We start from the raw sequence: 26,032 nt of genomic DNA on the forward strand, positions 1-26,032 counted from the left end.
CTTCATCCACGACTCACGCATGAGGATCTGGCCATGAAATCCGGAATCGATTCGATCAAGGTTGTACTGCTGATACTGTGCAGTTGGCTGGCGATGGCGGGCAGCGCCGTTGCCGCAGGCCCGGCCGGGCATTGGGACATTGGCCTGTACGGCAATCTGTTCGGCGCCCGCGAATACCAGGTGTGGGTGCCCGCCGGCTACGACGACACACAACCGCTGCCCCTGCTGCTAGTGCTGCACGGCTGCGTGACCGGGCCGAACCTGATGGGCGAGGCCTCGGGCTTCAACGATGTGGCCGACACCGAAGGCTTCATCGTGGTCTACCCGCGGCAGAACGTCACCTCCAATCCGGCCCGCTGCTGGAACTGGCAGCTGCCGATCAACCAGGCACGCGACAGTGGCGAGCCCTCGCTCCTGGCCGGCATCGTGGAAAAGGTGAAGGCGGCTTACAGCGTTGATCCGCATCGCGTGTACGTCACCGGCATTTCGGCGGGCGGCGCGATGACCTCGATCATGCTGGGCTGCTATTCGGACGTGTTCGCCGCAGGTGCCATCCATTCCGGTGGCATGTTCAAGGGCGCGACCACGATTTCCGGTAGCGCCTACGCACTGTTGGCTGGCAGCATCTACTCGCCGGACAGCAACGGTCGCCTGGCATGGCAGTGTTCGGGTTCGCCGTCGCCGCGACCGCTGCCGGTGCTGGTGTTCCATGGCAGCGCCGACCTCACCGTCAACCCGGTGAACGGGCAGCAGGCCGTGCGCCAGTTCCTGCAGACCAATGACCTGGCCGACGACGGCATGGACAACGATTCGGTGAAGTACGTGCCGACCAGCACCTATCACGGCCAGGTGCCGGGCGGCCGCGCGTATACCGTCGACACCTACGCGTACGGCGGCAGGACGCTGGTCCAGCACTATGTGGTGCAGGGCATGGGGCATGCCTGGAGCGGCAGCCAGTCGGGCCTGCCATTCACCGACCCGAAGGGGCCGGATGCCACGCTGATCACCTGGCTGTTCCTGAAGGACTACCAGCGCTGAGTGGTCGCCGCTGCAGCGTCAAGCCTGGCGGTCGAGACACCATGCTAGCCTTCCCTTTGGCAGGATTGCCTGACAGGGGGAAGGCATGGATACCCGGCGCCGAGATTCCATCGTATTGGCTGCATCCGGCATGCTCGCACTGGCACTGTCCGCCAATGTGCTCGCGCATCCGGGCGGGCTCGACAAGCAGGGTTGCCACGCCAACCGGAAAACGGGTGAGTATCACTGCCATCGAGGCGCTCCAGCTGCCCCTCGATACGTCGACACTCCGCGCAGCAGTTTCGCCCCCGCCCCCGCGCGCGGTTCCCGGGCATTTGCCAACTGCGCGGAGGCCCGCGCCGCCGGGGTTGCGCCGGTACGGCGTGGTGATCCGGGGTATGGCCCGCACCTCGATCGTGACAATGACGGCGTGGGCTGCGAACCCTATCGGGGCCGCAGGTAGGGCATGCCCCACCTGGCTTCAACTCCCGTTTCCCCGGGTTCGTCGGCCATCGCCGGGAGTGGTCGCACGATCTCCCCGTATTGCAGGGATATCCCCTAGGCTGTTGTGATCGAACTGCAAGGATGAAAGCAATCATGAAGCGCTGGATTTTCCTGGCATTGGCCACGCTCCCGTTCGCCGCCGGTGCCGTGGTCATCCGCGATGATGTTGACGATGCCAGGTACCGGATCGACGCATCGGTGTTCCCGGCACTGGCAGACATGCCGGGCGAGGGGCACGGCGTCCTGATCGCACCGCAGTGGGTGCTGACTGCCGGGCATGCCGCGCCGATGGAGGGGATGGATGCCACGATCACCATCGATGGGAAGGGCTACGGCGTCGAGCGTGTCTTCCTGCACCCCGGCTACCGGAGGATGCCCGAGGCGCTGGGCAAGGAAGCGATGGCAACCGGGAGCGCATCGAAAATCCATGCGTTTCTGGCAGCGTCGGACGACATTGCACTGATCAGACTTGCCGCCCCGGTGAGCGGTGTGCCGCCGGTCGCACTCTACCGTGGCGCCGACGAGGTCACGCAGGTCGCCTCCCTGATAGGGAAAGGCGCCACCGGCAACGGTGCCGTGGGGCTGGCGCCCGGCGGGCCGCATCGTACGACGCTGCGGCGAGCCTGCAACGCGATCACCGGCGGCAACACGCGCTATCTCTGGTACCGGTTCGATCCACCTCCGCAGGGCCTTCCCCTTGAGGGCGTGCTCGGCAACGGCGACAGCGGCGGCCCGCTGCTGATCAGTAAGGAAGGGACCTGGCAGCTGGTGGGCCTCGGCTCCTGGATCACCGCCGTTCCCGAGCATGCGCTAGAGGCGGGCTTCTATGGCCAGGTGGTTTACAACGTCCGCGTGTCCCGCTACCTCAACTGGATCGAAAGCATCATCGAGCGTGACGCGTCACGTTAATAGTGCATCCGGGCAGCCTTCCGCGCAGGTGTTCGCCCGGTCTCAAGTCATGCGACGGGTGTTCGTATCCTTTCCGCCATGGCCTCTTCGTTCAAATTTCCTGCGTGCGTGACCGCCTCCCGGCCATCCGGCTGGGCGCAGAGCGGTGAGCGCTGGGATCTGTGGTGGAACGGCCGTTCGGTGGCCAGTATCGTGCCGCATGCCGTGCTCGGGTTCCGCCTGTATCTGGACGCACGCAAGATGTCACAGGCCAAGGTCGTGTCCGCCGCCAGCGCCCGTCAGGCCAAGCGCTACGCCGAGCGCTGGTGTGCTGCACGGCTCTGCCCGCAGTTGCCTCTGCGCGATGCGGTGGCGCGGTTGGTGGCTGTTGCGCCCGGCGCGGGCGCCGTGCCCTCGCAGGTGCTGACGCGGGAGCAGCGGCAGCAGGCCCGGCGCCTGGCTGAAGCCGGGGCAGGGGAGATGGGGAGGATCAAGGAAGCGCTGACACCAAGGCCGCGCATGATGGCCGCCAGGCCCGAGGTGCAGGGACGAGGTGGAGCCTGGTCTGTACCCGGCCAGATTCCATCCTCCCCGCGCCGAAACGGGAACACATCTCCAGCCAGGGCTACACCGAAAGCTCCTCACGCACGATCCGGGCCCCTTCGCTGAGCGCACGCAGCTTGCCCCGTGCCACTTCACGGGCCAGCGGCGCCATGCCGCAGTTGGTGCTCGGGTAAAGCTTGTCGGCATCCACGAACTGCAGGGCCTTGCGCAGGGTGTTGGCTACTTCATCGGCGGTCTCCACCGTGCTGGAAGCCACGTCGATGGCGCCCACCATCACTTTCTTGCCACGCACCAGCTCGATCAGGTCGATCGGTACGTGCGAGTTGTGGCATTCCAGCGAGATGATGTCGAGGTTGGAGGTCTGCAGCTTGGGGAACGACTCTTCATACTGCCGCCATTCCGACCCCAGCGTCTGCTTCCAGTCGGTGTTGGCCTTGATGCCGTAGCCGTAGCAGATGTGCACGGCGGTCTCGCACTTCAGTCCTTCGATCGCACGCTCCAACGCGGCTACGCCCCAGTCGTTCACTTCGTCGAAGAACACGTTGAAGGCCGGCTCGTCGAACTGGATGATGTCCACGCCAGCGGCTTCCAGCTCCTTTGCTTCCTCGTTGAGGATCTTCGCGAATTCCCAGGCCAGCTTCTCACGGCTCTTGTAGTGCGCGTCGTACAGCGTGTCGATCATCGTCATCGGGCCAGGCAGTGCCCACTTGATCGGCTGCGTGGTCTGCCGGCGCAGGAACTTCGCATCCTCCACGAACACCGGCTTCGGACGGCTCACTGCGCCGACCACGGTCGGCACGCTGGCATCGTAGCGGTTGCGGATGCGCACGGTCTCGCGCTTCTCGAAATCAACGCCGCTGAGGTGTTCGATGAAGGTGGTGACGAAGTGCTGCCGGGTCTGCTCGCCGTCGCTGACGATATCGATGCCGGCATGCTGCTGTTCCTGCAGGGACAGGCGCAGGGCATCCTGCTTGCCTTCAGTCAGGCCTTTGTCCTGCAGCTTCCAGGGCGACCAGAGCTTTTCGGGTTCTGCCAGCCAGGACGGCTTGGGCAGGCTGCCGGCGGTGGAGGTAGGGAGCAGTTTCTTCGTCGACATTGCGTCTTGTTTCCTGGGGGCGAATGGAAAATCGATGGATCAACGGGCAGCCCACTGCTCAAGCACGGCGCGATACGGCTTGATGAAGTGTTCTTCGGTGAACTTGCCCTGCTTGACTGCCAGCTGGCTGCGCTCTTCGCGGTCGTAGACGATGCGGGTGGACGAATAGTCCTGGTGCTTCAGGCTGGGCTGGTAGACCTTGCCGGCCACAGAGTTGGCGTTGTAGATCTCCGGGCGGTAGATCTTCTGGAACGCTTCCATCGTGCTGATGGTGCCGATCAGTTCCAGATTCGAGTAATCCCCCAGCAGGTCGCCCTGGAAGTAGAAGGCAAGCGGCGCCACGCTGCCCGGTGGCATGAAGTAGCGCACCTGCAGGCCCATCTTGTCGAAATACTGGTCAGTGGGAGAGAACTCGCCCTGGCGGTATTCCACGCCCAGGATCGGATGGTGGTTCTCGGTGCGGTGGTAGGTCCTGCTGCTGGATACGCTGATGCAGATCACCGGCCCCTTGCTGAAGTTGGCACGGTAGGCGTCAGACTCCAGGAAGTGCTTGAACAGCTTGCCATGCAGGTCGCCAAAGCCTTCCGGAATACCGAAGGTGGCCTTGCCCTCGTTGCTGGCCGGCAGCACCACGCTGAAATCGTAGTCGCGCACGTAGGACGAGAAGTTGTTGCCGACGATACCCTCGGTACGCGCACCGGTCTGCGTGTCGACAATGGTTGGGCGCAGGACCTCGATCAACGGGAACGGATCACTGCCATCGCTGCCGTCGATGTGCATCTCCACCGAGATGATGTCCAGCTCGACCGCATAGCGATCCGCGCTCGGGTTGTCCCAGTGCGCCAGATCGTTGAAGCGGTTGTTGATCATGCTGATCGTGTTGCGCAGGTTCTCCTGCCGGGATGCGCCGCGCGCCAGATTGGCGAAATTGGTGGTGATGCGCGTGCCATCGGCGGGCTGGTAGTCCTCGTTGAAGGGGATGCGCGTGATGCTGAAGGTGAAGGTGTCGGTCGTCATGGGCGGCGTTCCGTGTTGCGGGGTGGCATCCGGATGCGGGCGAGGGCATCCGGCATTCAAAGCGCTGCGGCGGCCTCAAGGGCGGTGGCACGATGGCGGGGCAGCGCCAGCAGCGGCATGGCCCGCCGTACCGCCAGTCGCGCCCGCTCGATCAGGGCGTCGCTGTGCACGCGGCCGTCGGCGAAATCGCGATCGGTGGCGTAGACACCCAATGGCAGGGTGCGCGCCTGGAAGAAGCTGAAGAGCGGGCGCAGCTGATGGTCGATCACCAGCGAGTGGCGCTCGCTGCCACCGTTGGCGGCCAGAAGGATGGGGGTGTCGACCAGTGCGTCCTGGTGGATGAAGTCGAAGAAGTGCTTGAACAGCCCCGTGTACGAACCGCGGTAGACCGGCGTTGCCACCACCAGTACGTCGGCCTGTTCAACAGCAACCAGCTGCCGCTCCACAGCGTCGGGCAACTGTGAGCGCCACAGTGCGCCGGCCAGCTGCGGCGCCAGCTCGCCCAGTTCGATCAGGTGTTGCTCGCAATGGATGTCCTCGCCGATCAGGTCCAGCAGATGCTCGGCCAGCGTGGCGGCCCTGGAAGGGCGTTGCAATCCGCCGGAGACGGCGACGATTCGAAGGGGGTGGGCAGGTGAAAGCATGACCCGATCCTAGTCAGTGCCTTCCATGACGTAAAATGGTATTACTTCACCAATCCATGAGCGAGATTCATCGTCATGCTGGAACGGATCCACCTCAGCATCGTGCAGCAGGTCGAGCAGCAGGGCTCGCTCACCGCCGCGGCCGGCGTGCTCAACCTGACCCAGTCAGCCCTGAGCCACAGCATGAAAAAGCTGGAGCAGCAGCTCGGCACCGATGTGTGGCTGCGCGAAGGCCGCAGCCTGCGGCTGACCCAGGCCGGGCAATACCTGCTGGCAGTCGCCAACCGGGTGCTGCCGCAGCTGGACCTGGCCGAGGAACGACTGGGCCAGTTCGCCCAGGGCGAGCGCGGTGCGCTGCGCATCGGCATGGAATGCCATCCCTGCTACCAGTGGCTGCTGAAGATCGTCTCGCCGTATCTGGCCGCGTGGCCGGATGTGGATGTGGACGTCAAGCAGAAATTCCAGTTCGGCGGTATCGGCGCCTTGTTCGGCTACGAGATCGACCTGCTGGTCACCCCCGACCCGCTGCTGAAGCCAGGCCTGAAGTTCATTCCCGTGTTCGACTACGAGCAGGTGCTGGTGGTGGCCAGCAACCACGCCCTGGCCAAGGTGGACTACGTAAAGCCGCGCCAGCTCGGCCAGGAAGTGCTGATCAGCTACCCGGTGCCGTTCGAGCGTCTGGACATCTACAACCAGTTCCTGCTGCCGGCCGGCATCACGCCGCGGCGCCACAAGGCCATTGAAACCACCGACATCATGATGCAGATGGTGGCCAGCGGCCGCGGCGTGGCCGCCATGCCGCGCTGGCTGGTGGAGGAGTACGCCGCGCGCATGGACGTCGTGCCGGTGCGCCTGGGCGCCAAGGGCATTCCCAAGCAGATCTACCTGGGCGCGCGCGAGGCCGATACCGGTATCGACTACCTCCAGGCCTTCATCGAGCTGGCCCGTAACAGCTCGCCGCTTGCCGGCAATGTGGGCGGGGCGCGTTGATGTCGGCAGGCATGTCACTGCGGGCGGACGCCTTCATCAACGCCTTTTCACTGGAAGTCAGCGCGAAAGCCATGCCTGCGCTGCGCGCCGAGGCGGCCCGCATACCGCGCGGCACAATCATTTCCATTCCCTGGCTAGCCAGCGAGGACGACGACGCACGCCTGGCCGCCGCATGCGCGGTGCGCGAGCTCGGCTTCGAGCCGATGCCGCATCTCTCCGCCCGGCGTATCGGGTCACACGCAGCGCTTGAACGCTTCCTGGAACGTGCCGCCGGCGAAGCCGGGGTCGCGCGTTGCCTGCTGATCGCGGGTGACCTAGCCACGCCCATCGGACCATTTGCAGACAGCGCGTCGATCATCGAGACCGGTCTTCTGGAGCGACACGGTATCAAGGTCGCCGCCATCGGTGGGCATCCGGAAGGCCACCCGGTAATGAGCAGTGACGAACGCTGGCAGGCGCTTCAACACAAATGCCAGCGCATCGAAGCACGCGGCATGGCCCCCTTGATCGTCACCCAGTTCGCGTTCGATGCCGATACCGTGCTGACTTGGTTGGATGCACTGCGCACGCGTGGCATCACCGTTCCGGTGCTGGTCGGTGTGCCGGGTCCGGCCAGCATCACCCGCTTGCTGCGTTATGCGGCGATGTGCGGCGTAGGCGCCAGTGCATCGATGCTCGCCCGGTATGGCATCTCGATCGGCCGCCTGCTCGGAACGGCGGGGCCGGAGGTTTTCGTCGATCGCCTGGTGAAGGGCTTGACCAGCGCGCATGGCCAGGTCAGTCCGCACCTGTTCCCGTTCGGCGGTGTTGCGCCCTCGCTGGAGTGGATCGAGCAGTACCGGCAGCGTGTTCGCGGTGCGCGCGGCGTAATCCACGAAGACTGACAGCTGTCACTGGTCGCCATTGGGGCGGAAGCGAATAGTGAGCGCCAAGGCGAGGCCCCCTCGCCACCACTCACCCAGGGACCGCTCATGAACATACTCCAGAACCTCGCCTCGCAGACGCCGGTCTGGGTCTGGCTGCTCCTTGCTTTCCTGGTCACCCGTGGCATCGCCGCCACGAAGCCTGCAGAAACCTCGCTGCACAAACTGGCGATCGTGCCCGCGCTGTTCGCAGTCTGGGGCGCGTGGTCGATCAGTCATCGCTTCGGCGCGTCGCTGGCCGCCTGGAGCGAGTGGCTGGCCGGCATCGCAACGGGCGCGGCGCTTGCCTGGCTGCTGCTGAATCGCTTGAAGCTGACGCTGGACCGCAGCACCGGCAAGCTCTGGCGCAGCGCGGACTTCAGCCTGCTGCCGCTGCTGCTGGTCACCTTCCTGGTGAAGTACGGCTTCGAAGCCGCATTTGCGGTGTCGCCGTCGCTGTGCGCCCATGCCGGTTTCAGTGCCGCCTACCTGCTGCTGACAGGCGGATTCACCGGCATCTTCGTCGGCAAGTACGCCCGGTACCTGGCTTCGTTGCGGATGGAGGCGGCGGGCAAGGGACTGGAAACCGCAGGCTGATTGACCTGGTAGTGCCGGCCGCTGGCTGGCTTCCCCATGCAGCGTTGCGCGGGGCTGGCGCAGGCGTCACGATGCCCGCCACTGGCCAACACCGGAAACGCTGACGTCATGAAGACCACATCCTGGTTCTGGATCAACGTGGCCAGTCACTTCGGCATTGTCGCAGCCCTGGCTTGGCTGCCCGCCCGGTGGACGGGGCAACTTGTGGAAGCCCTGGCCGGGACTCAGCCGGCTATCGGCGACACCCGCCATTTGGCCTTCATAGGCTCCATGTTCGGCTTCTGCGTGACCGCACTGATCCTGATGGGGGTGTTGACTGTCACCGGCGAACTGCTGGGTTTCTCCAGGCCCTATGCGCGACGGTCGGAGGCCCAGAACGAAGCGCAGGCCGTCCACCGGAAGGTACTGCTGACTGCATTCGCCACGCTCTCATGGGTGGCCGTGGGATCGCTTGCAGGTATTGCGTCGATCTTCGCGGCCTCGTCATGAAGGGCGACCCTGTCAGCGCCCAGTGTGCCGGAACGGATGGGTGCGTGAACTGCGGGGCTGCTCACGCCTCCCCACGCCACTGGCTCATCAGCATCTGCAGGAATCGCTCCGCCGTGGGCGAGAGCAGGGCGCCGCGGCGGCGGACGATGCCGATCGTGCGTGACACCACCGGGTTGCCGATCGCGCGCGTCACCAGGGTGGGGTGATCCCCATCTGGCGTAGCCATCTTCGGCAGCACCGACACCCCGATGCCCGCCTCGACCATGCCCAGTGACGTCGACAGGTGGGTCACTTCGTAGTGCCAGCTCAACTTGAGGTTCTCGCGCGCCAGCGCACCATCCAGCAGCGTGCGGTTGCCGCTGGTGCGATGCACGGTGATCAACTGGTGCTCGGCCAGGTCGGCCCATTCCACCTTGCGCTTGCGCGCCAGCGGATGATCGCGACGGCACGCCAGCACGAACGGGTCCTCTGCCAGTACGTCGAAATCGAGATTCGGATCGTTGGCGCCCATGAAGTTGATGCCGAACTCCACTTCGCCACGTTCCACTGCCTGCAGACCCTCCGTGGCCGGGATATCCAGAATGCGGAAGCGCACGTTCGGGTGCGCTTCGTGGAAACGCGCCATCACGCTGGGCAGGAAGTAGAACGCCGCCGTCGGCAGGCAGGCGATGGTCACTGTCGCGCCGCGGGTGTCCTCGCGGCCGCGCAGCGAGAACAGTGATCCATCGAATTCCTCCAGCATGCGGCGCACCAGCGGCAGCAGGTTCTCGCCGACAGCGGTGGTACTGACGCTGCGCGTGGTGCGCTCCAGCAGCGGCGACCCCACCGCCTGTTCCAGTTTCTGGATACGCCGGCTGAGTGCTGGCTGGGAGACGTGCAGGATTTCCGCGGCGCGATGGAAGCTGCGGGTCTCCGACACCAGCAGGAACGCACGCAGATCCAGGATTTCGCAATTGATGCTCATCGGGTATCAATCATCCAAAAATCAGCAATTCACAGATCAATTGGGGTCATGCCAGTATCGAATCACAGAGGGGTCATTCATCCCCTACACGCATCAATCTAGCACACGTATGTCCAACGATCTGCTCAGCATTCCCTGCGTTCTCATGCGCGGCGGTACCTCCAAGGGCCCGTTCTTCCTGGCCAGCGACCTGCCGGCGGACACCGCCGAACGCGATCGCCTGCTGCTGGAAGTGATGGGGTCGGGTCATCCGCTGCAGATCGACGGCATCGGTGGTGGCAACGCACTGACCAGCAAGGTGGCCATCATCGACCGATCGAGCCGGGCAGATGCCGACGTGGACTATCTGTTCGCCCAGGTAAGGGTGGAGCAGCAGGTCGTGGACACGTCTCCCAACTGCGGCAACATGCTGGCGGCGGTGGGCCCGTATGCCATCGAGCGGGGGCTGGTGCAGGCTCAGGATCCGCAGACCGAGGTGCGCATCCACAACGTCAACACCGGCAAGCTGATCATCGCGACCGTGGAAACGCCGGGCGGTAACGTGGTCTACCGCGGCGATACGCGCATTGCCGGCGCGCCGGGCTCGGCTGCGCCGGTCAGGCTTTCCTTCCTTGATGCCGCGGGCGCCCGCACCGGCAAGCTGCTGCCCAGCGGGCACGCGCAGGAATCCATCGATGGCGTCCCGGTCAGCCTGGTGGACTGCGCCATGCCGATGATGTTGGTGCGTGCCCAAGACCTGGGCGTACGTGGTGATGCTTCGCCCGTCGAACTGAACGCGGACGCGGCGTTCATGCGCCGGCTGGAAGCGCTGCGCATCGAGGCAGGTGCCCGCATGGGCATCGCCGACGCCGGCAACAAGGTCATTCCGAAGCCGGTGCTGCTGTCGGCGCCGCAACAGGGGGGCGATCTGCAGGTGCGCTATTTCATGCCGCATCAATGCCACACCGCGCTGGCCATTACCGGTGCCGTTGGCCTGGCCACCGCCGCCGTTACGCCGGGCACGCTGGCCCACACTTTGGTCGGATGCCTGTCCGTTCCCGGCCGCATTACCCTCGAACATCCGAGCGGGGCCCTGGAGGTGGGCCTCAGTCGCAGCTCGGGCGATTCGCCGGTGATTGCCAGCGTGGTCCGCACCGCGCGCCGCTTGTTCGAGGGGCGCGTGTACGCGACTTCGCCCGCGCCCACCACGGCCAGTGCCACCCAAGCCCGCCAATGGACGTCAGCGGCATGATCTGAACCCGGACGGGCCGGCGTAGACACGCATGCCCGCCATTACAACGTAGATGCTTCACTCCTGGGAGGGATGATGTACAAGCAGTTCTTGATGGCCGCGCTGTGCGCGGCTGGTCTGGCCGCGGCCGGATGCAGCAACAGCGGGCGCACCGAAGGCGCATCCGCCGGCGGTGGTGACAATGCACCGGTACGCATCAGCGTCGGCTCCTACAACCTCAACAACCTGCCGTTCTTCATCGCCGACGCAAAGGGCTATTTCAAGGATGTCGGTCTCGAAGTGAAGACCGAGAACTTCGCCCAGGGCGGCTCCAAGGTACTGCAGGCGCTGGTGGCCAATTCCACCGACGTGGCCGTCGGCTTCTACGACCACACCATCCAGATGCAGGCCAAGGGCAAGGACGTGGTGGCCTTCGTGCTGCTCTCGCGCAACTCCGGCCTGGTGATGGCCGGCCGCGAGGATGCCACCTTCGATCCGGCCCGCCCGGAGACCATCAAGGGCCAGAAGGTCGGCATCACCGCACCGGGCTCATCGTCAGACTTCTTCGTCCGTCACTTCCTCGCCCAGCACGATATTCCGGCCGACAGCATCTCGCTGATCGGCGTCGGCTCGGGCGCCGCAGCGGTCGCCGCGCTGGAGCAGGGCAAGATCGACCTGCTGGTCAACTACGACCCGGCCGCCACCCTGATCACCGAGCGCAAGGTCGGGAAGATCCTCCTCGACGCGCGCAGCGATGACGGCGCCCGCCAGGTCTATGGCGGCCTGTACCCGACCTCGGTGATGTACGCCAACCAGAGCTTCCTGGACAAGCGACCGGAGGCGGCCGCGAAGATTGCCCGGGCCGAGCAGATGGCGCTGAAGTTCATCGCCGACAACAGCGCCGAGGAGATCGTCGCGGCCCTGCCGGACAGCTACGTCTCCGGCGACCGCGCCACCTATGCCCGCGCGGTGGAGAACGCCCGCGCGATCTTTACCCGGGACGGTCACTTCACGCCGGCCGACCTGGAAACCCCACTGAAGGTGCTGCGCGAGTTCAACACGGATGTGGCCAAGGCCAACATCGATCTGTCCAGGACCTACACCAATGCCTTCGTCGAGCGTGCCAACGCTGCGGCGCCGGCGGCCCAACCGTAAGCGGAGGTAACCCCATGGCCCTCAATGCCACCGTGCGCCAGCTCAACGGCGCGCCGCAGCTGGAGCCTGCACAGACCATGGTCGCCCTCAACAAGGTGACCATGTCCTTCGGCGAATTCACCGCCGTGCGTGATGTCGACATCCAGGTGGGTGACGGCGAGTTCCTTGCCATCGTCGGCCCGACCGGCTGCGGCAAGAGCACCATCCTCAATTCCGTGGCGGGTCTGCTGAAGCCGTCTTCCGGGCAGGTCAGCATCGACGGCCGCGCCGTCAGCGGCGTGCAGGAGTCGGTCGGCTACCTGTTCCAGCAGGATGCGCTGCTGCCGTGGAAGACGGCTTACCAGAATGTTGAACTCGGCCTGCGCTTCCGCGGCGTGCCCGAAGCCGAACGCAAGGCCAAGGCCAACGCGTGGCTGGCCAAGGTCGGCCTGGCCGGTTTCGAGCATCGCTACCCCCACCAGCTGTCCGGTGGCCAGCGCAAGCGTGTGCAGATGGCGCAGGCGCTGATCGTCGAGCCGAAGGTGATCCTGATGGATGAACCGTTCTCGGCGCTGGACATCCACACCCGGCACCTGATGCAGAACGAGCTGCTGCGCCTGTGGCAGGAGGACCGGCGCTCGGTGATCCTGATTACCCATGACCTGGAAGAAGCCATCGCGCTGGGGGATCGCGTGGTGGTGCTGTCCTCCGGCCCGGCGAGCCGCGTGGTGCGCAGTTTCGACGTGGATCTGGAACGGCCGCGCAATGTGGCCGAGATCAAGCTGGATGACCGTTTCACCGACCTGTACCGCGACATCTGGGCCTGCCTGCGCGGCGAAGTGGAGAAGAGCTATGCACGCCAAGACTGACAAGTTCATCCAGCTCGCGCTGGTGGTCGCCGTGTTCGGTGGCTGGGAAGGTGGCATCGCGCTGGGCGTGATCGATCCGTTCTTCTTCCCTTCGCCAACAGCGATCGTGCAGCAGGCCTGGACCTGGCTGTCCGATACCTCGTTCTACCAGCACGTCTACATCACCCTGACCGAAACCGCGCTGGGCTACATCATCGGCACCGGCCTGGGTGTGGCTGGCGGCGTGTGGCTGGGCCTGAGCCGACGCTCGGCGCGCATCCTCGACCCCTTCATCAAAGGCTTCAACGCAATTCCGCGCGTAGTGCTGGCGCCGATTTTCGTGTTGTGGCTGGGGCTGGGCCTGTGGTCGAAGGTGGCGCTGGCGGTCACCCTGGTGTTCTTCACCACGTTCTTCAATGCCATGCAGGGCGTGCGCGAGGTGAATCCGGTGGTGCTGGCCAATGCCCGCATCCTGGGTGCAAGCCGTAGCGACCTGCTGCGCCATGTCTACTTCCCTGCAGCAGCCAGCTGGATCCTGTCCTCGCTGCGCACCTCGGTGGGCTTCGCGGTGGTCGGCGCGATCATCGGTGAGTACCTTGGGGCCTCGGCGGGCCTGGGTTACCTGATCGCGCAGGCCGAGGGCAACTTCAATGCCGTGGGCGTGTTCGCCGGCATCATCATCCTGGCCGCCTTCGTGCTGGTCATCGACGCCCTGCTGGACGTGGTCGAGAACAAGCTGATCACCTGGCGTCCCAACGCCCAGGCACAGGCCACCAGCTGAACCGGCCGCGCTGAGCCGGCCCGCCGCGCCGCCGGACCGATCCGGCGGCGCGCACTTCCTCCCCCGATCTTCCCCCGCACCACCGCAACAGGCCAGCGCCGGGCCAGGGGGCCGGCTGGCCGGAGAGAGAGCCCATGAATCATTCCACCGTGCTGCCGCTGGCAGTGCTGCCGGTCGCGCTTGGCCTGCTGTTGGCCAGTGGCCATGTTGGCGCCCAGGCTGTTTCGTCCCCTCCCGCACCACTGAGCCAGGCCGAACTCTCACGCCTGGTGCAGCAGCAGGCGCTGCAGATCCAGCAGTTGGAGGCGCGCCTGCGTGCCGTGGAAGGCGGGCGCGGCACTTCCGGCGCGGCGGTCGCAACGCAGGCTCCCGCGCTGGACACCCGCATTGCCGCACTGGAATCCAGCCAGGCCAAGGCGCCCAAGGTCACTTGGTCCAAGGGCGCACCGGAATTCAGCAGTGCCGATGGCAGCGTGGTGTTCCGTCCGCGCGGACGCCTGTTCGTCGACGCATCCAGCACCGATGGGTCCTCAGTGAGTGACCGCAACATCTCCGGTACCGAGATCCGCTCGGTGCGGTTGGGCGCCGAAGGCCGCTACGGCATCCTCGGCTGGGCGGTGGAAGGTGACTTCGCCGACAACGCGGTGGCGTGGAAGTCGGTCTACGCCACCGTGGACCACCGCCTGTTCGGGCTGCCGGCCGACCTGACCGTGGGCAACCGCCTCAACGACCGGGGTATCGACGGCTCCAGCAGCACGTCCAACACGCCGTTCCAGGACCGCAACGTGGTCGGCACGCTGATGCTGCCGCAGCGCGGTCTGTTCGGTGTCGGCCTGACCGAGCGCGTGTACGGCAAGGACTGGCATGCCAGCCTGTCGGTGGCCGGCAACGATCTCAACAACACCGGCACCGACAACGACAGCCAGACCTGGGCCACGCGCGTGCATTGGAACCCGGTGGCCAACGATGCGGTCACGGTGCACCTGGGGGCCTGGGCCTTCCACGAGGAGATCGCCGCAGGCGCCAGCGGCGTCGTCCGCAGTTCGGCCATCGCCGGGCACTTCAACGACCTGGTCAAGATCGCGCCGGGCACATTGCTGGGCGCCGAGCGCAGCACGGCCCATGGCGCGGAACTGGCAGGCTTCTTCGGGCCGGCCTGGGCGACCGGCGAATGGGGTACGCGCAACCTGCGCGGGGCCGACGCCAGCGGGCGCTACGATCTGGACCACCAGGCCTGGGCGATTTCGGCTGGCTGGTTCCTGGCCGGTGCAAGGCCGGCCTATTCGGGCAAGGCCGGCACCTGGGGCCGGGTCAAGGTGGCCGATCCTGTCACCCGCGGCGGCGCCGGGGCTTGGGAACTGAAAGGGCGCTACGAGGACGTGGACTATGCCGAGCTGCCCAGTGGCGGTACAGGCCACGCGTGGACGCTGGGTGCGAACTGGTATCTCAACGACTTCAGCCGCGTGATGTTCGAGGCGATCCGTTGGCAGACCCGCAACCGCAGCGGCACCGGCCAGGGCAGGGATGAAGGCACCACCTTCAATACCCGCCTGCAGGTGGCCTTCTAGAAGCGCATGCCGCTCGCGCGCCGATCAGAGCAGCAGCAATGCTCCGATCAACGCCGGCGGCATCACCAGCGCGCCGACACGCAGGAAGTCGAGCGCGCTGACATGCTCGCCCTCGCGGCGCAGCGCCACCAGCCACAGCATCGTCGCCAGCGAACCGGTGACCGACAGGTTGGGCCCCAGATCCACGCCGACCAGCAATGCGGCACGGGTCTGCGCCGGCAGGTCGGCCATCTGCCCCAGCGAACCGGCGGCCAGGCCGACCGGCAGATTGTTGGCCACGTTGCTCAGCAGCGCAGCCGCGCCACCGGCCAGCCAGCTGGCCTGGCGGGGAGACGCTTGCGCCACGGCCTGCAGCGCGCTGGCCGCGGTCTGGATGACACCGGTCTGCGCCACCGCTTCCACCAGCACGAACAGTCCCGCCACCAGCGGCAGCACGCCCCAGGACACGTGGCGCAGCAGTGGCAGCGGGCTGCGCCGCTGACGGATCGCCACCACCGCCACACTCAGCGTGCCCGCGCAGAACGTGGTCAGGCCCAATGGCCCGTTCAAGGCGGACGTGACCAGCAACACGGTGCCGGTGAACAGCACGCCCAGTGCGCTCAGCCGGCCGCCGTCGGTCAACGGGCGATGCACCGGCGCGGCCACCAGCGGCTGGGCGATCTCGCGCCGGTGCGCCCAGCGCAGGACCAGGTAGGTGGCACCGATCGCCGCCGCCGACGGCAGCGCGAACTGCGCCAGCCACTGCAGCAGCGGCGGCATGTGCTGGCCGTACACCACCAGGTTGGCCGGATTGGAAATAGGCAGCACGAAGCTGGCCGCATTGGCGATGAATGCACAGACGAACAGGTAGGGCAGGGGATTGGTGCGCGCCGCCTTGCAGGCGGCGTAGACCGCCGGGGTCAGCACCACGGCCGTTGCATCGTTGGACAGGAACACCGTCACCAGCGTGCCGACCAGGAATACCAGGTCGAACAGGCGTCGCCCGGACCCGCCCGCATGCCGGACCGCGTACAACGCCACCCAATCGAACAGGCCTTCGCGCCGCGCCAGTTCGGCCAGCATCATCATGCCGACCAGGAAGAGGTAGACGTCGCGGCCTTCGGCCACCGCGCCCCATGCGGTGTGCAGCGACACCGCGCCCAGCAACGGCAAGAGGGCGGCAGCGCACAACGCCCACACATATTCGGGGATGCGGAAAGGACGGAACAGCAGGCCGATGGTGGCAACGGCGACCGCTGCCCAGATCACGAGGGGGGCTTGGGGGGCGAGCATGGAGTGGGGCTTCAGCGGCACCGGCAGCGACCCCGGCGCAGGGGGTCCTGGCGCGCGCGATCAGCGGATGGGCGGCCGCTGCAATCATCGCAGGTTCCGGGTCGCCGCATCATACCGTGCGGCGCGGCATGGCGACCGCTGCAGTCGACCGCGCTGCAGGTGGGCCGGGGCGGCGCCCAGCCCACCTTCAGCACTCAAGCGCGGCATGACTTCAGGCACTGCAGTTTGACTACACATGTAGTCAAACTGCACACACGCTCATTGGACGAGATGGCGATGCCAAGATCCTGCTGGTTGTCCTGCGCCCTGGCCCTGGTGTTCGGCATCGCCGGGCCCACCCAAGCGGCGACGCGTGCCGAAGCCCTTGCCGCGATCGAGCGCAACGCGCGCGCCGCGCATTCCGATGCGGTCCTGGTGATGCACGACCGGGAAACGCTGCTTGAGCTGAAGCCCGCCGCGGGGCAGGAATCGGTTCACCTGATGTCGGCCACCAAGTCGGTCGTCGCGCTCGCCATTGCGTTGCTGCTGGACGAAGGAAAGCTGGCTTCGATCGATACGCCGGTCAGCCAGATCTATCCCGAATGGAAGCAGGGCAGGAAGAGCGCCATTACCGTGCGCATGCTGCTGGACCATACCTCGGGCCTGCAGAACGTGGCGAACGCGGGCGAAGAGCTGGAAGGGGCCCCGGACCTGGTCAGGCTGGCACTGGCCGCCGAGCTGAGCGATGCCCCGGGTACCGTGTTCTCCTACAACAACAAGGCCACCAACCTGCTGCCCGGTATTGTCGAGCGCCTGGCAGGCGAGCCGCTGGATGCCTATGTGGACGCGCGCCTGTTCAAGCCCCTGGGCATTGCCCACTACACCTGGATGAAGGATGAGGCAGGCACCCCGCTGGGCATGGCCGGGCTGTCCCTGCGCGCGGCCGATCTTGCCGCCATCGGGCAACTGTTGCTGGAAGGAGGCGTGGCGCCGGATGGCAAACGTCTCCTGAGTGAGCAGTCGGTCGCGTTGATGACGACCGAAAGCGCCCGTGCGCCAGATGTCGGGCTGCTGTGGTGGCGGGTACCGGCCTGGGAACGCTACCAGCTCAAGCCCCGGCTACAGGATCTGCTGGTGCAAAGGAGGGTGGACGACGACGTGCAGCGCGCACTGCAGGCCAGTGCAGGGCGTGCATTCGAAAGCCGCAGCGCGCTGGTGGCCTTCCTTGCCGATCAGTTGGGCGCGGACTGGTCGCAGCGTTACGGCAGCCAGATCTCCGGACGAGGGCTGAAGCTTGCCGATCTCTACGACATCACACGTGGGCCGGTCGTCGGCTTCGCCGCCAACGGCTACCTGGGCCAATACATGATGATCATCCCGGAACAGCGTGTCGTCGCAGTGCGCCTGATCCACCGGCGCGAGAGCCACAGCGCTCCACAGGACGACTATCCCTCCTTCTTCGCCGATGTCCTGCAGTTGGCGCGGACACTGCAATAGGCCCTGTCGCCATCATGTCCACGCGCGCTGAACATCTTCCTGGAGCGTTCTTCACTGTCGTGCCGCCTAAAGTGGGATGACATCTTGGCCGCACACCTACTGAAGCATGTTTGATTATCAGGACTGGACCTTCCACGCCAATGGCCGAACGGTAGTGGCGCGGGTAGCGCTGGACGGTGAAGGTGGCGGCACCATCAACCGCTACCAGCTGGTGCCGGGACCGGCACAGTCGGGGTTGTGCATCAAGGTCGCCTCCCAGGACGAGGCCGCCCAGAAACTGGAGGCCGAAGTGACGAAGCTGCTGGGACCGGTGTGGTAGCCACTGCGCCATGCCGGCCGGGCATCCGCATGCTGACGGCGGAATGACCGGCCCGGGCAACGGGCATCGCGCCGGATGCCCGTTGCATGAGGACGCTTACTTGGGCATCAGCACGGTGTCGACCACGTGGATGACGCCGTTGGACTGGCTGACATCTGCAACGCTGATGCCTGCCTTGCCACCCTCTGCATCGATCACCCAGAGCTTGCCATCGTGGAGCGCCACGGTGAGAGGCTCACCCTGTACGGTCTTCAGGGTGGCCTTGCCGCCGTGCTTGCGGGCATCGGCCAGAAGCTGGGCCGAACTGTAGCTGCCCGGGACGACGTGGTAGGTCAGGATCCGGGTCAACCGTGCCTTGTTTTCCGGCTTCACCAGCGTATCGACAGTGCCTGCAGGCAGTTTTTCGAAGGCCGCATTGGTGGGCGCGAAAACAGTGAAGGGCCCGGTGCCGTTGAGGGTGTCGACCAGGCCGGCTGCTTTGACCGCTGCAACGAGCGTGGTGTGATCCTTGGAATTGACGGCGTTCTCGACGATGGTCCTGGTGGGGTACATTTCTGCCCCGCCCACGATGACGGTGTCGGCGGCGAAAACTGAGGAGCCGGACGAAACGAGTACGGCGAAGCCGACTGCGGCGGCGATGCGCTGAAGAGCGTTCACGGTGCGTTCCTTTCTGGATGACCCGCAAGCGCGGGCATCTTTCCTACGGCGGGCGAGCGTGACCGGATGCAGCAACGGCCGAGTCAGCAGCTGTTTCGCGCGCTGCCGGTTTTGCTGCGCTGCATGGTGACAACGGCGAACCTCGGTGATTACTCTCCGCTGCAACGCGATGGTAGCGCTACCAGTCGGACGGGGATCCAGGGTCCGGGAGGCTGCCTTCTTTGCCGCGTGTTTGTCCTGGCAGGCTTGAAAAGCAAGTGTAAGTCGCGGCGTGCCCGAGCACCCGTGCTGTTCGGTTTGGAATGCGGGCCACGCCCGTGCGTGCCCCTGGGAGGGGGCGGTACATCCATTCGATCGTATGTCAGAGGGGACTTTCATGAGCACCTGCAGTTTCCGTGGCACCCCGGGCCCGAGGTCCGGTTCATGAGCCGCGCGTTGGCGAAGTTCCGGTCCCGGGCCATGTTCACCTTCGTGGGTGGTGCCCTGGTCATCAATCCCGCCTTTGCGCAGGACGCCGCACCGGCGACCGGGCAGCAGCCGCAGAGCCAGTCGCAACCCACCCAGCTTGATGCAGTGCAGGTCACGGGCATACGCAACAGCCTGAGCCAGGCCATGGATATCAAGCGCGACTCGGCGGGCGTGGTCGATGCGATCAGCGCCGAGGACATCGGCAAGTTCCCCGATACCAATCTTGCCGAGTCGTTGCAGCGCATCACCGGCATCTCCATCGAGCGCCGTGACGGCGAGGGCGCGCAGGTGACCGCGCGTGGCTTCGGTCCGCAGTTCAACATGGTCACGCTCAACGGTCGGCAGATGCCGGGCGCGGACGCGTTCGGTGCCTCCGGACAGGTGGCCATCGGCGGTGTCGACGGCGGCACACGCGCCTTCAATTTCGCGCAACTGGCCGCCGAGGCCATCAATGGCATCGAGGTCTACAAGACCAGCCAGGCACAGGTGCCCAGCGGTGGCATCGGCGCGACGATCAATATCCTGACCTCGCGCCCGCTCGATCACGCCGGCATCGTGGCCAACGCCGGGGCGAAGCTGGTCTCCGACCAGAGCCAGCCGTTCGACAATGACCTGACACCGGAGCTGTCGGGCATCTTCAGCTACAGCAATCCGGAAAAGACCTTTGGCGTCAGCCTCAGCGCGAGCCAGCAGAAGCGCAAGGGTGGCTCGGTGCAGGCCACGGAGAACTACTGGAACGTGCAGCCGTGGACAGGGTCGATGCCGGGCAACCCGACCGTGGTCAATGCTCCGGCCGTCGGCCAGCTTTACGCGCGGCCCAACGACCTGCGCTACGCGTTCTCCGAATTCGAACGCGAACGCGTCAACGGCCAGGCCGTGCTGCAGTTCGCACCGACGGACAGCCTGACCCTGACCGTGGATTACACCTACTCGACCAACGAAATCACCGAGAATCGCGGCGAGCAGGGCATGTGGCTGCAGAACAGCAACTACACCAACGTCGAGTTCGACACCAGTGGCGCCGTCGCGACGCCGGTATACATCCGTGAAATCGCCGGCACCAAGGATTTCGGCCTGGAACAGCAGCGCAGCATGCAGGAATACAAGCTGGGTTCGCTGGGTTTCAATGCCGTCTGGAATGTCAGCGACCGCTTCAAGCTCAGCTTCGATGCGCACAACTCGAAGAACGAGAGCCGCCCGAATGACCCGCTCACCGGCGGTGGTTCGATCTTCATGAGCATCGCCGGCACCAACAACTGCACCCGTGGCCCGCATTGCGGTGGCTCCTGGGTGCAGGAGTTGAACTTCAACAATGGCCTGCCGGTTGGCACCCAGGTCTGGTATCCCAGCACCGCCGATGCGGTCGCCGGGACCAATGGCGTGGTCAATCCGGGCTTCCAGGAAGGCGAGGTTGGCACGCAGGTGCTGCGCGTCAACGCGCAGACCCAGATCAGCAAGATCAAGCAGGCGCGCGTCGATGGCGAATGGAACTTCGACCACGGCCGCTTCCAGTTCGGCGTGGACACCAACAAGTCCACCACCCACCGCATCCAGGCCGCCGAGGCCTACTCCACCCTGGGTGACTGGGGCGTGGCCAACGTGGACCGGGATACCGCCGCGGGCCTGATGGACCTGCTTCAACCGGTCAGCATCGTCGGCTTGTTCGACGACTACAGTGCAAACAGCTGGCCGGCCTGGCGCGGCAATGCCGGGCAGCTCGCGCAATGGGCGTCGCGCGAGTACGGCGTTGGCCTGGGTGTGAACCCGCAACGCGCGGCCGACAATTTCGTGGAAGAGAAGACCAAGGCGGCGTACTTCCAGGTAGAGCTGGACGGGGAACTGGGCGGCATGCGCACCAACACGCGCCTGGGCGTGCGCTATGAAACCACCGACGTGGTGTCGACCTCGGTCATTGCCGTTCCCGAGTCCATCGAGTGGCAGGCCAACAACGATTTCCGCATCGTGCTGTCCGATGAGCAGCAGCCCTTCACGGAAAAGGCGCGGTACAGCTACATCCTGCCCAACCTTGATTTCAGCATCGACCTCACCGAGGAACTGAAGGGCCGTGTGTCGTTCGGCAAAAGCATCGCCCGCGCGCCGTACGGCAATCTCTATGCAGGACCCGGGGCCCAGCAACCGTTCGGCTCGGTGCTGATCGATCCCTCGTCCCGCGCCAGCGGCAATTCCCAGAACCCGAGCCTGAAGCCGCTGGAATCGGACAACCTCGACCTGGGGCTGGAGTGGTACTTCGCCGATGCCAGCTATGTGTCATTGACCTACTGGAACAAGTCGGTCAGCAACTTCATCGGCAACACCGTCGTCCAGGAAAGCCTGTACGGCCTCACCGACCCGACCTCCGGGCCGGATGCGCGGGCGGCGTTGGACTTCCTGACCAGCGGCGCCTGCGTCGCCCAGGTCGGGCCGGCCAACGCGGCCGCCTGCTCGGCCAACGACACCTCGCTGTTCACCGCACTGGCGTTGCTGCGCAACAATCCTGCCGGCCTGGGCGCCTACAACGGAACCGATGCGCAGGTCCTGGCCACCGAAGCGGCCTACGATCTGTATGGGCAGGCCAACGATCCGCTGTACCAGTTCAACGTCAATCGCCCGATCAACCAGAACAAGTCCAAGCTGCACGGCTGGGAGCTGGGCGGGCAGTACTTCTTCGGTGACACCGGGTTCGGCGTACTGGCCAACTACACGGTGGTAAAAGGTGATGTCGGCTACAACAACGGCGGCGATCCGGGTATCGACCAGTTCTCGCTCACCGGCCTGAGCGACACCGCCAACGCCATGCTGATGTACGAGAAGTACGGGTGGTCGGTGCGACTGGCATGGAACTGGCGCGATCAGTACCTGATCCTGGCCAACCAGGGCTCCAGCCGCAATCCGTACTATGTGGAGCCGTACGAGCAGTGGGATCTCAGCGTCAACTACGCGCTCGATGACCACTGGTCCTTCAGCCTGGAGGCGATCAACCTGACCGGTGAGGATGTGCGGTGGCGCTCGCGCACGTCGCAGATGATCGTCAAGCTGGCAGACCAGAGCCCGCGCTACATGCTGGGCGTCCGCTACAAGTTCTGAGCCTGGTTGCCGACGCGTCCGGCACGGCACTGCTGCCCGCCAGCGGTGCCGTGCCGGGACGGTGTCGCCGCACCTGTCGCGCCTGCGCTACCCTGCTGTCCAGCCACCCCGCGCTGGACTGGATATCCTGATGGCCCGCTATGAAATGCTCAACAACATCGCGCATCGGGACCTGAAGGTCGCCACCGGCTTCGGGCCGCAGTTCGGCGATGCGGTGGGCATGGTGCCGGCCTATCCCAGCGAGTTCGCTGAACTGCAGCGTGAGTATCCGATCTTCCTGCGCAGGGAAACCGGGACGGAAGCGTGGCAGTCCGTGGCCCTGCTGGGTTTCGAACAACACGAGAACCTGTTCCTGCAGGACGGGCGCTGGAATGCCTCCTACCTGCCTGGCGCGGCCGCCAAAGGGCCGTTCCTGATCGGGTTCCAGGAGCACTACGTGGATGGCGTGCTCACCCAGGATGCGGTGATGCACGTGGACCTGGACCATCCGCGCGTCACCGCCGGCGCCGGTGAGCCGGTGTTCCTGCCGCAGGGCGGCAACACGCCCTACCTGGACCACATCGCCGGCGTGCTGCGCGGCATCCACGAGGGGAGTGCCTTCGCGGCCAATATGTTCACGATGCTCGACGACTGCGGGCTCATCCAGCCGGTGACGCTTGATGTGCAGCTCGCGCCGCATCACCGCGTGGGCGTGAGCGGATTGCACGGCATTGACCGCGAGCGCCTGGCGGCGCTGGACAGTTCACGCCTGGCTGCGTTGAACCGCGCCGGTTACCTGGAAGGTGCATACCTGATGCTTGCCTCGCTGCATAACATGCGCCGCCTGATCGCCGAGAAGCAGCGCCGTCTCCGCGTCCAGGACGGCACCACGCAGGCGGTCAGGAACTGACCGGTGCAAGCCAGCCTGCCGATGCGGATCCTGGAAGGCATCGATCCTGCCGCGTTGCCATTGGCTGACCTGGTGGACGCCGGTGAGCCGGTCGTACTGCGCGGCATCGCCAGCGGTTGGCCACTGGTCCAGGCCGGACTGGGCGGCGTGCACGACGCGATGGTGTACCTGTGCAGCGTCGATGCGGGTGCGCCCATCCAGTACTCGTTCGGCGGCCCCGAGATCGCAGGCCGCCCGTTCTACAGCGCGGACTTCACCCGGCTGAACTTCGAAGTGCGGCGTGGCCTGCTGGCCCAGGTGCTGGAAGAGATCGCCACGACGCTGCATGCGCCGCGGCCGCCAACCTATTACGTGGCCTCGCTGCCGATCGAGCGGGCCCTGCTGCCGGCATTCGCGCAGGCCAACGACGCCGGGCTGGCGAAGCAGGGCATCGACGCCACCGCCAGCATCTGGATCGGCAACCGGGTGACGGCCTCGTGCCATTTCGACACACCCGACAACCTCGCCTGCTGCGCGGTGGGGCAGCGCGAGTTCACGCTGTTCCCGCCCGCCCAGATCGACAACCTCTATCCGGGTCCGCTCGATCCCACGCCGGGTGGACAGGTGGTCAGCGTGGTGGACTTCGAACACCCCGACTTCGGTCGGCATCCACGCTTCCGCGACGCGCTGGCGCATGCACGCAGGGCGGTACTTGGGCCGGGCGATGCGATCTTCATTCCCAGCATGTGGTGGCACCATGTACGCAGCCTGGAACCGTTCAACGTGCTGGTGAACTACTGGTGGCGAAGCTCGCCGGCCTGGCTGGGGGCGCCTCTGGCGGCGCTACAGCACGCGATGTGGTCCGTGCGCGACCTGCCAGCGCGTGAGAAGCAGGCCTGGGAAGGGCTCTTCCGATACTACGTATTCGGCCCCGGCGAGCGCGCCGGGCAGCACCTGCCTGACACGGCGCGCGGGGATCTGGCACCGTTCGACGAGCAGCGCGCCCGCCGCATGCGCGCGATGCTGCTGGGCAGGCTCAACCGTTGAGAGAGGGCACCGTGTTGGATACCGAGAGCACGCCTGCAGGGCGCATCCGTAAAGTGGTCATTGCCGGTGGCGGTACAGCGGGATGGCTGGCCGGCTGCGCGCTGGCGCATCAGTTCCGTGACCAACTGCAGATCACGCTGGTCGAGTCCGAGCAGATCGGCACGGTCGGCGTCGGTGAGTCCACCGTGCCGCCGATCCGCACCTTCCATCGCTTCCTGCAGATCGACGAGCAGGAGTTCCTGCGCGCGGTGGCCGGTACCTTCAAGCTGTCGATCTCGTTCGAGAACTGGCGGCTGCCGGGGGATCGCTTCTTCCATCCGTTCGGCACCATCGGCCATGGCACCTGGGCGGCTCCCTTCCATCACTTCTGGCTGGACAGCCTGCGCCGCGGCATGCCCTCGGACCTGGGCGACTTCTGCCTGGAGAGCATCGCCTCGCGTGGCGACCGCTTCTCGCTGCACACCCAGCCGCAGGCCAGCTATGCATATCATTTCGATGCCAGCCTGTATGCGCGGTTCCTGCGCCACAGGGCCGAGGCCCACGGCCTGCGCCGGATCGAAGGCAGGATCGCCCTGGTCAGGCAGCACGCACACGACGGCTCGGTGCAGGCGCTGGTGCTGGACGACGGCCAGGTGATCGAGGGCGATCTGTTCATCGACTGCACCGGGTTCCGTGGCCTGCTGATCGAGCAGGCGCTGGGCACCGGCTACGAGGACTGGCACGAATGGCTTCCGTGCGATCGGGCCGTGGCGGTGCAGACCGAAGCGGTGGCGCCGCCGGTTCCCTATACCCGCGCGATCGCCCACGAAGCGGGGTGGCGCTGGCACATCGCGCTGCAGCACCGCGTTGGCTGCGGGCTGGTGTATGACAGCCGCCACCTGTCCGATGACGAGGCCGCAGCGAAGCTGCTGCGCGATGCCGGGGCCCCACCTTTGCGCGATCCATGGAAGGTGCCGTTCCGCAGCGGGCGCCGGCTGAAGGCCTGGAACGGGAACGTGGTGTCGCTCGGGCTGGCCAGCGGTTTCATCGAGCCACTGGAGTCGACCAGCATCCATCTGACGATCAGCGCGGTGGTGCGCCTGATCCAGTTGTTCCCGTTCGACGGCATCCGTGCGTCGCTGGTGAAGCTGTACAACGATGTCAGCCGCCAGGAAATGGAGCACGTGCGCGACTTCATCATCCTGCACTATCACGCAACGCAGCGCACCGAACCGATGTGGAAGGCGTGTCGCGAAATGCGCGTGCCCGAATCGCTGCAGCAGCGGCTGCAGGCGTGGCGCGAGCGCGCACACGCCTGGCAGGACCCCGGCGAGCTGTTCCGCGTGGAATCGTGGACCAGCGTGCTGCTCGGGCAGGGCATCGCGCCCGGTCCTGCCCACCCGCTGGCGCGGGCAGTGAGCGACGCCGATCTGCGCACCCTGTTGAAGGGCATCCAGCAGCCGGTGCAGCAGGCCGCCGCGCAGATGCCGGCGCAGGCGGAGTTCATCGCGCAGTACTGCAGGTCCGGCGTGGACGTGTGGCGTTCGACGGCAGCAAGCGCGTAGCAGGGTTTTGCGTTGCAGCACGCTTTTTCCGCTGCGGCTGGTTACAGTGCGGCAACACCGCGGGCGATGACGCGCGCGGTGGCA

The 26,032-nt window shown here is 65.8% G+C and carries 25 protein-coding genes; 19 read left to right on the top strand and 6 right to left on the bottom strand.

What is annotated here, in order from left to right:
• Positions 1 to 33 precede the first annotated feature (33 nt).
• From AC5QAH_RS05065 to AC5QAH_RS05080, 4 genes are all read left to right on the top strand, one after another.
• Positions 34 to 1,038, top strand: coding sequence for an extracellular catalytic domain type 1 short-chain-length polyhydroxyalkanoate depolymerase (locus tag AC5QAH_RS05065; protein WP_043395915.1), 1,005 nt, complete (start codon positions 34 to 36; stop codon positions 1,036 to 1,038).
• Between the two features lie 130 nt (positions 1,039 to 1,168).
• On the top strand, positions 1,169 to 1,480 hold the full coding sequence (locus AC5QAH_RS05070) for an excalibur calcium-binding domain-containing protein (RefSeq protein ID WP_100064738.1): 312 nt from the start codon (positions 1,169 to 1,171) through the stop codon (positions 1,478 to 1,480).
• Between the two features lie 134 nt (positions 1,481 to 1,614).
• Positions 1,615 to 2,430 (top strand): S1 family peptidase, encoded by an 816-nt coding sequence (locus tag AC5QAH_RS05075; RefSeq protein WP_019337731.1) that lies wholly within the window; start codon positions 1,615 to 1,617, stop codon positions 2,428 to 2,430.
• Positions 2,431 to 2,508: 78 nt separating this feature from the next.
• The gene (locus AC5QAH_RS05080; protein ID WP_495232146.1) at positions 2,509 to 3,078 is read left to right on the top strand and encodes a hypothetical protein; all 570 of its coding nucleotides are present in this window, start codon (positions 2,509 to 2,511) and stop codon (positions 3,076 to 3,078) included.
• Here the strand turns inward: AC5QAH_RS05080 and AC5QAH_RS05085 are convergent.
• From AC5QAH_RS05085 to msuE, 3 genes are read right to left on the bottom strand one after another with little or no spacing between them, the layout of a single operon-like run.
• On the bottom strand, positions 3,035 to 4,069 hold the full coding sequence (locus tag AC5QAH_RS05085; RefSeq protein ID WP_010485652.1) for a methionine synthase: 1,035 nt from the start codon (positions 4,067 to 4,069) through the stop codon (positions 3,035 to 3,037). The two genes, AC5QAH_RS05080 and AC5QAH_RS05085, sit on opposite strands and share 44 nt — an antisense overlap.
• Positions 4,070 to 4,108: 39 nt before the next feature.
• Positions 4,109 to 5,086 (bottom strand): DUF1852 domain-containing protein, encoded by a 978-nt coding sequence (locus AC5QAH_RS05090; RefSeq protein ID WP_010485654.1) that lies wholly within the window; start codon positions 5,084 to 5,086, stop codon positions 4,109 to 4,111.
• 56 nt (positions 5,087 to 5,142) lie between these two features.
• The gene (gene msuE, locus AC5QAH_RS05095) at positions 5,143 to 5,730 is read right to left on the bottom strand and encodes an FMN reductase (protein WP_049409695.1); all 588 of its coding nucleotides are present in this window, start codon (positions 5,728 to 5,730) and stop codon (positions 5,143 to 5,145) included.
• 75 nt (positions 5,731 to 5,805) lie between these two features.
• Between msuE and AC5QAH_RS05100 the strand changes: the two genes are divergently transcribed.
• From AC5QAH_RS05100 to AC5QAH_RS05115, 4 genes are all read left to right on the top strand, one after another.
• Entirely contained in the window at positions 5,806 to 6,720 is a 915-nt protein-coding gene (locus tag AC5QAH_RS05100) for a LysR family transcriptional regulator (protein ID WP_010485658.1), read from the top strand.
• Positions 6,720 to 7,604: a methylenetetrahydrofolate reductase gene (locus AC5QAH_RS05105; protein WP_043395907.1), complete on the top strand. Its 885-nt coding sequence runs from the start codon at positions 6,720 to 6,722 to the stop codon at positions 7,602 to 7,604. Before AC5QAH_RS05100 ends, AC5QAH_RS05105 begins: the two co-directional genes overlap by 1 nt.
• Positions 7,605 to 7,622: 18 nt before the next feature.
• On the top strand, positions 7,623 to 8,219 hold the full coding sequence (locus AC5QAH_RS05110; protein ID WP_329760415.1) for a DUF6622 family protein: 597 nt from the start codon (positions 7,623 to 7,625) through the stop codon (positions 8,217 to 8,219).
• Positions 8,220 to 8,327: 108 nt separating this feature from the next.
• The gene (locus tag AC5QAH_RS05115; RefSeq protein ID WP_019337724.1) at positions 8,328 to 8,708 is read left to right on the top strand and encodes a hypothetical protein; all 381 of its coding nucleotides are present in this window, start codon (positions 8,328 to 8,330) and stop codon (positions 8,706 to 8,708) included.
• Positions 8,709 to 8,769: 61 nt separating this feature from the next.
• On the opposite strand, the gene AC5QAH_RS05120 is transcribed toward AC5QAH_RS05115, so the two are convergent.
• Positions 8,770 to 9,672 carry a LysR family transcriptional regulator gene (locus tag AC5QAH_RS05120; RefSeq protein WP_010485668.1) on the bottom strand — a complete coding sequence of 301 codons (903 nt, stop codon included), beginning with the start codon at positions 9,670 to 9,672 and terminating at the stop codon, positions 8,770 to 8,772.
• Between the two features lie 109 nt (positions 9,673 to 9,781).
• On the opposite strand from AC5QAH_RS05120, the gene AC5QAH_RS05125 reads away from it, so the two are divergent.
• The 5 genes from AC5QAH_RS05125 to AC5QAH_RS05145 all read left to right on the top strand — a co-directional run bounded on the left by AC5QAH_RS05125 (position 9,782) and on the right by AC5QAH_RS05145 (position 15,213).
• A complete protein-coding gene (locus AC5QAH_RS05125; RefSeq protein WP_049409699.1) occupies positions 9,782 to 10,903 on the top strand; it encodes a 4-oxalomesaconate tautomerase in 1,122 nt (373 codons plus the stop codon).
• A gap of 75 nt (positions 10,904 to 10,978) precedes the next feature.
• Complete coding sequence (locus AC5QAH_RS05130; protein ID WP_049409879.1) at positions 10,979 to 12,037, top strand: ABC transporter substrate-binding protein; 1,059 nt, start codon at positions 10,979 to 10,981, stop codon at positions 12,035 to 12,037.
• A 14-nt stretch (positions 12,038 to 12,051) separates the two neighbouring features.
• Positions 12,052 to 12,885 carry an ABC transporter ATP-binding protein gene (locus AC5QAH_RS05135; RefSeq protein ID WP_005416613.1) on the top strand — a complete coding sequence of 278 codons (834 nt, stop codon included), beginning with the start codon at positions 12,052 to 12,054 and terminating at the stop codon, positions 12,883 to 12,885.
• Positions 12,869 to 13,645: an ABC transporter permease gene (locus AC5QAH_RS05140; protein WP_005409726.1), complete on the top strand. Its 777-nt coding sequence runs from the start codon at positions 12,869 to 12,871 to the stop codon at positions 13,643 to 13,645. The genes AC5QAH_RS05135 and AC5QAH_RS05140 overlap by 17 nt, the downstream gene beginning before the upstream one ends.
• A 134-nt stretch (positions 13,646 to 13,779) precedes the next feature.
• Entirely contained in the window at positions 13,780 to 15,213 is a 1,434-nt protein-coding gene (locus tag AC5QAH_RS05145; protein WP_495232147.1) for an OprO/OprP family phosphate-selective porin, read from the top strand.
• A gap of 24 nt (positions 15,214 to 15,237) precedes the next feature.
• Here the strand turns inward: AC5QAH_RS05145 and AC5QAH_RS05150 are convergent, their stop codons facing one another.
• Positions 15,238 to 16,485: an arsenic transporter gene (locus AC5QAH_RS05150; protein ID WP_495232148.1), complete on the bottom strand. Its 1,248-nt coding sequence runs from the start codon at positions 16,483 to 16,485 to the stop codon at positions 15,238 to 15,240.
• 294 nt (positions 16,486 to 16,779) lie between these two features.
• On the opposite strand from AC5QAH_RS05150, the gene AC5QAH_RS05155 reads away from it, so the two are divergent.
• Both AC5QAH_RS05155 and AC5QAH_RS05160 read left to right on the top strand, forming a co-directional pair.
• Positions 16,780 to 17,961: a serine hydrolase domain-containing protein gene (locus tag AC5QAH_RS05155; protein WP_043395886.1), complete on the top strand. Its 1,182-nt coding sequence runs from the start codon at positions 16,780 to 16,782 to the stop codon at positions 17,959 to 17,961.
• A 106-nt stretch (positions 17,962 to 18,067) separates the two neighbouring features.
• Entirely contained in the window at positions 18,068 to 18,280 is a 213-nt protein-coding gene (locus AC5QAH_RS05160) for a hypothetical protein (protein WP_010485683.1), read from the top strand.
• 96 nt (positions 18,281 to 18,376) lie between these two features.
• Here the strand turns inward: AC5QAH_RS05160 and AC5QAH_RS05165 are convergent, their stop codons facing one another.
• Complete coding sequence (locus AC5QAH_RS05165) at positions 18,377 to 18,937, bottom strand: fasciclin domain-containing protein (RefSeq protein WP_313123403.1); 561 nt, start codon at positions 18,935 to 18,937, stop codon at positions 18,377 to 18,379.
• Between the two features lie 423 nt (positions 18,938 to 19,360).
• Between AC5QAH_RS05165 and AC5QAH_RS05170 the strand changes: the two genes are divergently transcribed.
• The 4 genes from AC5QAH_RS05170 (at position 19,361) to AC5QAH_RS05185 (ending at position 25,948) form a co-directional block, all read left to right on the top strand.
• Entirely contained in the window at positions 19,361 to 22,489 is a 3,129-nt protein-coding gene (locus tag AC5QAH_RS05170) for a TonB-dependent receptor (protein ID WP_099559329.1), read from the top strand.
• 130 nt (positions 22,490 to 22,619) lie between these two features.
• Positions 22,620 to 23,378: a SapC family protein gene (locus AC5QAH_RS05175; RefSeq protein ID WP_043395877.1), complete on the top strand. Its 759-nt coding sequence runs from the start codon at positions 22,620 to 22,622 to the stop codon at positions 23,376 to 23,378.
• Between the two features lie 3 nt (positions 23,379 to 23,381).
• Positions 23,382 to 24,404, top strand: a complete 1,023-nt coding sequence (locus AC5QAH_RS05180; RefSeq protein WP_019337715.1) for a cupin-like domain-containing protein — start codon at positions 23,382 to 23,384, stop codon at positions 24,402 to 24,404.
• 11 nt (positions 24,405 to 24,415) lie between these two features.
• Positions 24,416 to 25,948, top strand: coding sequence for a tryptophan halogenase family protein (locus AC5QAH_RS05185; protein ID WP_043451980.1), 1,533 nt, complete (start codon positions 24,416 to 24,418; stop codon positions 25,946 to 25,948).
• The last annotated feature ends 84 nt before the right edge of the window (positions 25,949 to 26,032 follow it).

It is taken from the genome of Stenotrophomonas sp. YJH_SMC_43, assembly GCF_059372535.1.

Bases quoted from the DNA above. Each gene is read 5' to 3' on its own strand.
- AC5QAH_RS05135 (WP_005416613.1), top strand. From the start codon at position 12,052: ATGGCCCTCAATGCCACCGTGCGCCAGCTCAACGGCGCGCCGCAGCTG.
- AC5QAH_RS05160 (WP_010485683.1), top strand. From the start codon at position 18,068: ATGTTTGATTATCAGGACTGGACCTTCCACGCCAATGGCCGAACGGTA.
- AC5QAH_RS05090 (WP_010485654.1), bottom strand. From the start codon at position 5,086: ATGACGACCGACACCTTCACCTTCAGCATCACGCGCATCCCCTTCAAC.
- AC5QAH_RS05120 (WP_010485668.1), bottom strand. From the start codon at position 9,672: ATGAGCATCAATTGCGAAATCCTGGATCTGCGTGCGTTCCTGCTGGTG.
- AC5QAH_RS05115 (WP_019337724.1), top strand. From the start codon at position 8,328: ATGAAGACCACATCCTGGTTCTGGATCAACGTGGCCAGTCACTTCGGC.
- AC5QAH_RS05150 (WP_495232148.1), bottom strand. From the start codon at position 16,485: ATGCTCGCCCCCCAAGCCCCCCTCGTGATCTGGGCAGCGGTCGCCGTT.
- AC5QAH_RS05140 (WP_005409726.1), top strand. From the start codon at position 12,869: ATGCACGCCAAGACTGACAAGTTCATCCAGCTCGCGCTGGTGGTCGCC.
- AC5QAH_RS05075 (WP_019337731.1), top strand. From the start codon at position 1,615: ATGAAGCGCTGGATTTTCCTGGCATTGGCCACGCTCCCGTTCGCCGCC.
- AC5QAH_RS05105 (WP_043395907.1), top strand. From the start codon at position 6,720: ATGTCGGCAGGCATGTCACTGCGGGCGGACGCCTTCATCAACGCCTTT.
- AC5QAH_RS05100 (WP_010485658.1), top strand. From the start codon at position 5,806: ATGCTGGAACGGATCCACCTCAGCATCGTGCAGCAGGTCGAGCAGCAG.
- AC5QAH_RS05170 (WP_099559329.1), top strand. From the start codon at position 19,361: ATGAGCCGCGCGTTGGCGAAGTTCCGGTCCCGGGCCATGTTCACCTTC.
- AC5QAH_RS05125 (WP_049409699.1), top strand. From the start codon at position 9,782: ATGTCCAACGATCTGCTCAGCATTCCCTGCGTTCTCATGCGCGGCGGT.
- AC5QAH_RS05080 (WP_495232146.1), top strand. From the start codon at position 2,509: ATGGCCTCTTCGTTCAAATTTCCTGCGTGCGTGACCGCCTCCCGGCCA.
- AC5QAH_RS05070 (WP_100064738.1), top strand. From the start codon at position 1,169: ATGCTCGCACTGGCACTGTCCGCCAATGTGCTCGCGCATCCGGGCGGG.
- msuE (WP_049409695.1), bottom strand. From the start codon at position 5,730: ATGCTTTCACCTGCCCACCCCCTTCGAATCGTCGCCGTCTCCGGCGGA.
- AC5QAH_RS05085 (WP_010485652.1), bottom strand. From the start codon at position 4,069: ATGTCGACGAAGAAACTGCTCCCTACCTCCACCGCCGGCAGCCTGCCC.
- AC5QAH_RS05145 (WP_495232147.1), top strand. From the start codon at position 13,780: ATGAATCATTCCACCGTGCTGCCGCTGGCAGTGCTGCCGGTCGCGCTT.
- AC5QAH_RS05065 (WP_043395915.1), top strand. From the start codon at position 34: ATGAAATCCGGAATCGATTCGATCAAGGTTGTACTGCTGATACTGTGC.
- AC5QAH_RS05175 (WP_043395877.1), top strand. From the start codon at position 22,620: ATGGCCCGCTATGAAATGCTCAACAACATCGCGCATCGGGACCTGAAG.
- AC5QAH_RS05130 (WP_049409879.1), top strand. From the start codon at position 10,979: ATGTACAAGCAGTTCTTGATGGCCGCGCTGTGCGCGGCTGGTCTGGCC.